Source organism: Planosporangium spinosum (assembly GCF_049999945.1).
Taxonomy (GTDB): domain Bacteria; phylum Actinomycetota; class Actinomycetes; order Mycobacteriales; family Micromonosporaceae; genus Planosporangium; species Planosporangium spinosum.
Window position 1 is genome coordinate 185,310 of the sequence record NZ_JBLYUB010000014.1, and the last position, 8,391, is coordinate 193,700.

Consider the following 8,391-nt stretch of genomic DNA (forward strand, 5'->3'; position numbering starts at 1 on the left):
CGGCGGGCGGGCGCGGCGAGCAGTACCGCTCAGGCCCGCTCCGCGCTCAGGGCCGGTTCGCGTTCAGGCCCCGTCCGTGCTCACGCCTCGTCGGCGTGGCCGATCACGTACCCCGGCCGTTCCGGGCCGAGCGGCGGCGCGGCCGGCAGGGCGGGGAACCGGTGCCGGTCATCGGTGCTCACCCTGAGACCCCAGAGATTGGCGTGGTCGGGGTCGGTGTCCCCGAGCGTGTCGAACAGCTCGCCGAGGACCTGTCCGTTCGTGTCGAGCTGGCGCCACAGCACGTTCTCCAGCTCGGCGCGGGTGAGTGCCCGTACCTCGACACCGCTGAGATCGGCGCCCGTAAGGTCGGCGTGGCGTAGGTCGGCGGCGCCGAGCCGGGTCCGCAGCAGGTGGGCGCCGGGAAGGTCGGCGTGGGGAAGACCGGCGAACCGCAGGTCCGCTTCCATCAGGCTCGCCAGGGCCAGGTTGACGCCGGCGAGGATGGCGTTGCGCAGATCGGCGCGCACCATCACCGCACGCCGGAGCACCGCCCGCGTGAGCAGGGCTCGGGTCAGGACCGCGTCGGTGAAGTCGGCCTCGGCCAGTTCGGCTCCGACCAGGCAGCCGTGGGCGAGCACACTGCCCTGGAACGCCGCGCCGGTGAGGCGGGCCCCGGTCAGGTCGGCGCCGGCCAGGTCGGTGTAGGAGAGGTCGATCGGGCGCTCCGGCCGCTGCGGCCGGCGGCCGATGACCGTCAGCGCGGCCTGGACGTCGGCGGGACACCGTACGCCGGTACGGCGCTGCGCTTCGGTACGGTCACCGTGTCCGGCGGTACCGGTCTCCCGCTCCGTGCCGGGGCGGGCGGGGCCGGGATCGGGGACGCTGACGGGGACGGGATCGCGGTCGCTGACGGGGCGGCGCTCCCGGACGAAGGCGGCCAGCACCTGGACCACGGTGTCGTGGTCGCCGGGCGACTCCTTCATCAGGTGCTCGAGCGCGTAGACGCCGCCGATACGTTCGGTGGCCTGGGTGGAGGCGAGCAACGACACGGCCTTCGCGTACCGGTCGGTGAGCTGCCCGCGCCGGTTGAGGTAGAACGACCGGCCGGTGAAGAGCAGCGCGGTCAGCGCGGCCAGGCCGGTGGCGGCCGTCAGGAGGGTCTGCCGTACCGCGTTGATCGCATCGGCGCGCTCCTTGCCGTGCAGCGCACCGACGGTGTCCCCGCCCACCCACCACGCCAGCGGCCCGACGACGACGGCCGTCAGCACGAGGGAGGACGCGGCGGCCAGTACGACCATGAGCGGCCGTCGCCACGCTCCCACAGTTCCCCCGGTGTCCGATGAGGATGTCCGGCGCATCGAGCATCTCATGGTGCGCGGCCGATAACGGAGTGCTACGGCGGTGCTGTGGATACGGCGGTGCTGCGGGTACGGCGGTGCTGCGGATACGGCGGTGCTACGGATACGGCGGTGCTACGCGTGCGGTGGCGGCTCGCCGGAGCCGGCGGTGACCAGGCCGCTCTCGTACGCGAACACCACGGCCTGGGCGCGGTCGCGCAGCGCCAGCTTGGTGAAAACCCGGCCGAGGTGGGTCTTCACGGTCTGCTCGGCGAGGAAGAGGGTCGCGGCGATCTCGGTGTTGGACAGGCCCCGCGCGACCAGCGTCAGGACCTCCATCTCGCGGGCGGTCAGCCCGTTGAGCCGGGCCGACCGTGGCGGGGTGACCGGACGCCGGCGGGCGAACTCCTCGATCAGCCGGCGGGTCACCGACGGCGCCAGGAGAGCGTCACCGGCGGCCACCACGCGAACCGCCGCGATCAGGTCGGCCGGTGGGGCGTCCTTGAGCAGGAAGCCGCTCGCACCGGCCCGCAGCGCCTCGTACACGTAGTCGTCGATGTCGAAGGTCGTCAGCATGACGACCTTCGGGCGGTGCGCGACCCCCGGCGGGGGATCCAGTACCTGGCGGGCGGCCTCCAGGCCGTCCAGTTCAGGCATCCGCACGTCCATCAGGACGACGTCCGGGCGGGTACGGCGGGACGCCTCCACCGCCTCACGGCCGTTGCCGGCCTCGCCGACCACCTCGATGTCGGGCTGTGCCGCCAGCAGCGCCGCGAACCCGGCCCGCACCATCGCCAGGTCGTCGACCACGAGTACCCGGATCATGCGGTCACGGTAGCGGCCGCTCACGCCAACGGCAGCACCGCCCGCACGCGGAACCCGCCGTCGGTGCGGGGGTGCGCCACCAGTTCCCCGCCGAGCATCGCCGCCCGCTCCCGCATGCCGGTGAGGCCGTGGCCGGTGCCGTGCCCATCGCCGTCCGGCCCGCCGGTCACCGCCGCCGGGGCGGGTGTCCGGCCCGGCGACGGCTCGTTGTCGACCAGGACGGTCAGGTGCGCGGCGCCGCCGATGACCTCCACACGTACCGTCGCGCCGGGCGCGTGCCGGATCACGTTGCTCAGCGCCTCCTGCACGATGCGGAACGCCGACAGGCCCACCGCGTCGGGCAGGTCCGCCGGCACCTGCCGTACCTCGAGCGAGACGGTGCAGCCCGCCCGGCGGGTCGCCTCCACCACCTCGGCCAACCGGCCCAGGTCGGGCTGCGGCGCGCGCTCCGCCCCGCTGTCGTGCCCGCGCAGGACCGCGAGCAGGCGGCGCATCTCGGTCAGGGAGTCGCGGGCCGAGTCCCCGATCGACTCGAACTCCGCTCGGGCGGCGTCGGGCAGACCGTCGATCCGGTAGGCCGCGGTCGACGCCTGCACCGCGATCACGGACATGTGGTGGGCGACGACGTCGTGCAGCTCACGGGCGATCCGTGCCCGCTCCTCCAGTACCTGCCGGCGGGCCCGTTCCTGCGCGCTGAGCTGCTCGTGCCGCAGGACCCGCACCCGTGCCTGGCGGCGTACCCGCACGATCTGACCGGCGAGCGTGGCGACCGAGGTCAGCATCACGATCAGCGTGACGTTGCCGTTCGCTGCCGGTCGGTCGGCGACCGCGGGTACCAGGCCGGTGGCGCCGATGACGACGCCCCACGCCGTCACCGGCAGCCACCACGGCCGGCTCGCGGCGAGGACGAGGTGGACGGTCAGGAAGGCGATGATGGCCACCGGCGTCCAGGGCCACGGCTGTTTCGGGTCGAGCGGCGTCGCGGCCAGGGCGGTGCCCAGCGACGCGGCGACCGTGACGGCCCAGGCGGCCACCGGGTGGCGGCGGCAGAACAGCAGCGGAACCGCCTGGGCGGCGACCAGGAGGTCGAGCGGTAGCGGCGGGTCGGTGTAGTGGGCACTCAGGAACGCCATCCCCGAGGCGATGAGCACCCCGGCCAGCGCGAACAGCAGGGGCGTGACCAGCCGGTGGAGGCGGGGGAAGAACACCTCTCCGGCCGCCGCGGTCGCGTTGCCGGCCGCCGCGGTCGCGTTGCCGGCCGCCGCAGGCACACCGCCGGCCGCCCCGGTCGAGCCACCGTCCACCTCGGTCACCGACGTCAGCGTAGTGAACCGGAACTGTCGGTGGGCGCCGGTACGGTGCGCGCATGCCGTTCGATGTGACCGAGCCGTTCGCGATGACCGAGCCGTTCGCGATGACCGAGCCGTTCGCGGTGACCGCGCCGGCCGCGCCGCTCGCCGAGGCGGCGGCCCGGATCGTCCGCCTGCTGCCGGGCCGGCCACTGCGACCGGAGCAGGCCGGGGTGCTGCTGCGGGCCGACCGCGAGGTCCTCGTGTTGACCGGCACCGACGGCGAGGTGACCGCGAGGGTGCTGGTGCCGGCGACGGTCCACGCCGCCGGGGAGGCGGTCGTCTCCCGGCGCTCGCTCGCCGCCACGCTGGCGTCGCTGGACGCTCCCGAGATCCGGCTCGCCGTCGAGGGTTCCCGGATGGCGCTGCGTACCCCGGGCGCCCGGTTCGGGCTGCCGCTGCTGGACCTCTCGGCATACCCCCGTCCGGCCGAACCACCGCCGCTGGTGGGCACCGTCGACGCGGAGGCGCTGCGGGCCGCCGCGGTCCCGGTGGCCGGTGCGGCGTCGCGGGAGCACGCCCTGCCGATCTTCACCGGCGTGCGGGTCCGCTCCGACGGCGACCGGCTCTCGCTGCTGGCGACCGACCGGTTCCGCATGGCGCACGCCCACCTGCCGTGGCAGCCGGCCGGAGTCGGCTCCGAAGCGGACGTGCTGGTGCCCGCGACGACGCTGGCGGAGATGGCGCGGCAGGCCGGCCGCGGGGCGGGCCGGGGGGAACCGGTCGACGTCCACGCCGACCGTGACCGGTTCGCCCTGGCCTGGGCCGGCGGCGGCGTCGTCACCGCCTCGCTGGGCATGCCGTTCCCCGACCGTCAGATCGGCCGGCTGCTCGACACGACCGCCGAGTGCGTCGTCGAGGTCGATGCGGACGCCCTCATCGCCGCCGTCGACCGGGCCGCGCCGTACGCCGGCCCGCACGGCCGGGTCGAGATGCACGTCACCGACGCCGCCCTCATGGTCCGCGGCCGGGACCCGCTGGCCGGCGAGTCGGAGGAGACGGTCAAGGCCGGTGTGCGCGGCGATCACCTCGCCCGGCACTACCAGGGCAGGTATCTGCTGGACGCGCTGCGGCCGTTCGCCGGGGGCACCGCGCTGCTGGAGATCCAGGCCGGCCTGCGGGCGACCGCCGTCAGCGCCGGGCCGGCCGCCGGCGGCCCCGACCTGAGATACCTGATCGTCCCCATGAGGACGCCGGAGGCGGCCGGGTAGGGTGCCGCGGTATGGCGGGACGGATCCTGGTGACCGGTGCGTCGGGATACCTCGGCCGGTACGTGGCGATCCGCGCCCGCGCCGCCGGTTGGTCCGTCGTGGGCACCCACCTCGCTCGGGCCACCGACGTCGCCGAGACGTCCCTGGACGTACGGGACGCGAGCGCCGTACGCGCCCTGGTGGAGCGGGTGCGGCCGGACGCCGTCATCCACGCGGCCGTCGGCCGTGACCGTGACGACTGGCGGACGACCGCGGACGGAGCCGCCCATGTCGCCGTCGCCGCCGCCGCGACGGGCACCCGCCTCGTGCACGTGTCCAGCGACGCGGTGTTCCGGGGCGGCCCGCAGGAGTACGACGAGGCCGCGCTGCCCGAGCCGGTCTACCGGTACGGGGCGGCGAAGGCCGCGGCGGAGACCGCGGTCCGGGCGGTGGCTCCTGACGCCGCGGTGGTCCGCACGTCCCTTGTCCTGGGCGACGGTAACGGCGGGCACGAGACGTTGACGCGAGCCCTGGCGTCAGGGCGCGTCGACGGGGTCCTGTTCACCGACGAGATCCGCAAGCCAGTACACGTGTGTGACCTGGCGGACGCGCTGCTCGAGTTGGTCACGAACGGTCATCGCGGTGTGCTCAACGTCGCCGGCGCCGACGCGATCAGTCGATACGACCTCGGCCTGCTGGTGGCGGCCCGGTACGGACTCGATCCGTCCCGGCTGACCGGCGCACGGATGGCGGAGGTCGGCGTCCAGCGCCCGGCTGACGTGCGGTTACGGCTGGACCTGGCGTCGTCGGTCCTGCGGACCCGGCTCCGTGGCGCCCGGGAGTTTCTCGCGGACCCGATCATCCGGAGCTGACCGGGTGTCGGGTCCGGCGACGATGACGTCGGCCCGGTCGACGCCGCCGACGATGACGTCGGCCCGGTCGACGCCGCCGACGATGACGTCGGCCCGGTCGACGCCGCCGACGATGACGTCGGCCCGGTCGACGCCGCCGACGATCGCGTTCACAGACCGGTGCTCGGGTCTGGCACGGTGACGGGGGCCGGGGTGGGCGCCCCGAACACGGTGGCCACCGCGTCGCTGACCGCGTGGACCCCGGCGTCGATCGTGCCGTTGCCCGGCGGCAGGTGGTACATCACGGCGACCACGTACCGGGCGTCCGGCCCGGCGAACCCGACCGTGCTGGTGCACCAGTGCTTGCCGCCCGGGTCGGACTCGAGCGACCAGCCGTCCTTGGTGCCCGGCTGCTGCGCCGGCCCGGCCGCCCAGACCCCCCACTGCTGGATCTGGCCGACGCGGCGCATCGCCCCGACCAGGTAGTCGCGGTCGGCCGGGTTCAGCTTGTCCAGCACGTACGACATCAGTCGTTGCAGGTCCTCGGCCGAGGCCTTCATGAAGCCCCAGTACCGCGGCGAGCCGGACACGAAGGTCAGGCCGGTCATGCCGTACACCTGCTGGAAGCGCGACACCATCGTGTCCTTGCCGTAGCGCTTCCACAGCGCGTCGGCGGCGTCGTTGTCGGAGACGCTCAGCATGGCCGCGATCTGCTGGCGGGCCGTGGCGTCGAGGGTGATCTCGCCGGCGCGGGCCCGCTCCAGCAGGCCGGTCGCCATCGCCAACTTGATCGTCGAACTGGTCCACATGACGTGCTCGGGCGTACCCGCCCGCCAGGTCGCACCGGTCCGCCGGTCACGGACGATCATCCCCAGGTACCCGGGCTTGGTCTTGATCAGGTTGGCCGCGGCCTCGAGGCGGCGCTGCTGGTCGCAGCCCCACGGGCCGCAGCCGGCGGTCGAGGCGGAGGCGACCGGCGACGCGCCCGCGGACCCAGCGGCGGAGGCGGCCGGGTCGCCGGACGGGGCGTCGGCCGCCGCGGACGCGCCGGCGGTCGCGGCGGCCCATCGCGGTTCGGCTCCGCCGCCGCAGCCGGTGAGCAGCAGCGCCAGGCCGAGCGCGCCGGCGGCGAGCGACCCGGTGATGGATGTCCGTCGCATCGTCACCCGGCGAGACTACCGCCGGGTGCGTACACTGCCGGGATCACCGTGCGCGGGGCCGGGATCACCGGCCGGGCAGACCTAGGATCACCGCATGGCACTCGCTCATGACGTGGACGGCACCGGTCCAGCGGTGGTCCTGCTGCACTCGTCCGCCGCCGACCGGCGGATGTGGGACCCGCAGGTCGGCGCCCTGCTGGCCGCCGGGCACCGGGTACTGCGCTGCGACTTCCGCGGCTTCGGCGACACGCCGCCGGCGCGCGGGTACCACGACGCCGAGGACGTCCGCGACCTGCTCGATTACCTGGGGATCGAGGTGGCGGCGCTGGTCGGCGCCTCCTTCGGCGGCCGGATCTCGCAGGAGATCGCGGCGCGCTGGCCCGCGCGGGTGAACCGGCTGGTGCTGCTGTGTGCCGGTATGGTCGACGCGGAGCCCTCGCCGGAGCTGCTCGCCTTCGCCGAGCGCGAGGAGGAGTTGCTGGCGGCGGGGGACATCGACGCGGCCGTCGAGCTCAACGTGCGTACGTGGCTCGGCCCGGATGCGGACGAGCGTGCCCGCGAGGCGATCCGGGTGATGCGGCGGCACTCCTTCGCGGTGCAGGCCGCCTTCGACGGCGGCCCCGACGCGCCCCGCGGACCGATCGATGTGACCACCATCCAGGCGCCCACGCTGGTCGTCTCCGGGGCGCACGACGTTCGCGACTTCCGCGACATCGCGGCGGTCCTCGCGAGGGAGATCCCGAAGGCGCGCCACGTCGAGCTGCCCTGGGCCGGTCACCTGCCCAACCTGGAACGGCCCGCCGAGGTCACCGCGCTTCTGATCGACTTCCTCGGCAGCGCCGCCTGACAGTACGCCGGGTCGCCGGGTATGCCGGGTATGCCGGGTTGCCGGGTTGCCGGGTTGCCGGGTTGCCGGGTTGCCGGGTTGCCGGGTTGCCGGTGTGCCGGGCCGCCGGTATGCCGGGTTGTCGGTGTGCTGGGTGGTGGTTGCGCCGGGGCATCGGTACAGCCCGCTGACGGTGCGGCCGGTTCTCGGTGCGGCCGCTGAAGTGTTACCGCTGGGGTTATGCGCCCGGTGTGTCCGGTATCACCGATGCAATTAGTCACGAGATCAACACGCTCGGTTATTAGTTGGGCGGGCTAGGGTCGGGGCGCGGTACCCCAAGTCGACGGCTGCCGCGCTGCCCCCGGGCGTGGCAGCCGTCGATACCCGCATCCACGCTCGACACACGCAGTTTCCTGGAGCCATGAAGCCACCGCAGCACCACCGGTGCGGCAAGCACGTCACTGTCGCCAACCCCGCCTCGCAGATCCCGGTCTGGGTCAACTGTCGGGTACACCGCAGCGGCGTCGCGCAGATCCGCGACCGGTTCGACACGATCGTCCGGCTGGAGTTCTATGGCGAGGAGATCCTTCGGCTGAGCTGGGTCGTCGAGTACGGAATGCTCGATTAGCGCGTCGCTCGCGCCAAAGGCCTGTCAGTGCTCCGCTCGCGCCAAGGCCCGTCAGTGCTCCGCTCGCGCCAGGATCCGTGCAATGTCGCGAACATTGCTGCCTCGGCCCGTTCGGTTGCGTCCACGGAGATGGTGTACGACGGGCTCGTTGATGAGCGTGTCGTGATGTAGGAGACGGCCACCGCGTAGATCCTTCGAGACGGCTAAGTCACAAACCGAAGGAGACGAACGCGATGGCCGCAC

General features: G+C 73.8%; 8 protein-coding genes. 4 read left to right on the top strand and 4 right to left on the bottom strand.

From position 1 onward, the window contains the following. Positions 1–80: 80 nt before the first annotated feature. From ACNTMW_RS19880 to ACNTMW_RS19890, 3 genes are all read right to left on the bottom strand, one after another. On the bottom strand, positions 81–1,280 hold the full coding sequence (locus ACNTMW_RS19880; protein WP_426635178.1) for a pentapeptide repeat-containing protein: 1,200 nt from the start codon (positions 1,278–1,280) through the stop codon (positions 81–83). Between the two features lie 174 nt (positions 1,281–1,454). Further along, positions 1,455–2,144: a response regulator gene (locus ACNTMW_RS19885; RefSeq protein ID WP_426635179.1), complete on the bottom strand. Its 690-nt coding sequence runs from the start codon at positions 2,142–2,144 to the stop codon at positions 1,455–1,457. Positions 2,145–2,164: 20 nt separating this feature from the next. After that, positions 2,165–3,457 (bottom strand): sensor histidine kinase, encoded by a 1,293-nt coding sequence (locus tag ACNTMW_RS19890; RefSeq protein WP_426635180.1) that lies wholly within the window; start codon positions 3,455–3,457, stop codon positions 2,165–2,167. Between the two features lie 53 nt (positions 3,458–3,510). On the opposite strand from ACNTMW_RS19890, the gene ACNTMW_RS19895 reads away from it, so the two are divergent. Both ACNTMW_RS19895 and ACNTMW_RS19900 read left to right on the top strand, forming a co-directional pair. Further along, positions 3,511–4,704, top strand: coding sequence for a DNA polymerase III subunit beta (locus ACNTMW_RS19895; protein ID WP_426635181.1), 1,194 nt, complete (start codon positions 3,511–3,513; stop codon positions 4,702–4,704). 11 nt (positions 4,705–4,715) lie between these two features. Then, on the top strand, positions 4,716–5,555 hold the full coding sequence (locus ACNTMW_RS19900) for an SDR family oxidoreductase (RefSeq protein ID WP_426635182.1): 840 nt from the start codon (positions 4,716–4,718) through the stop codon (positions 5,553–5,555). Between the two features lie 149 nt (positions 5,556–5,704). On the opposite strand, the gene ACNTMW_RS19905 is transcribed toward ACNTMW_RS19900, so the two are convergent. Beyond that, positions 5,705–6,694, bottom strand: coding sequence for a serine hydrolase (locus tag ACNTMW_RS19905; protein ID WP_426635196.1), 990 nt, complete (start codon positions 6,692–6,694; stop codon positions 5,705–5,707). 94 nt (positions 6,695–6,788) lie between these two features. Here ACNTMW_RS19905 and ACNTMW_RS19910 point away from each other — a divergent pair, with 94 nt between their 5' ends. Then, on the top strand, positions 6,789–7,541 hold the full coding sequence (locus ACNTMW_RS19910; RefSeq protein ID WP_426635183.1) for an alpha/beta fold hydrolase: 753 nt from the start codon (positions 6,789–6,791) through the stop codon (positions 7,539–7,541). A 400-nt stretch (positions 7,542–7,941) separates the two neighbouring features. Then, positions 7,942–8,148, top strand: coding sequence for a hypothetical protein (locus ACNTMW_RS19915; RefSeq protein WP_426635184.1), 207 nt, complete (start codon positions 7,942–7,944; stop codon positions 8,146–8,148). Positions 8,149–8,391: the final 243 nt, after the last annotated feature.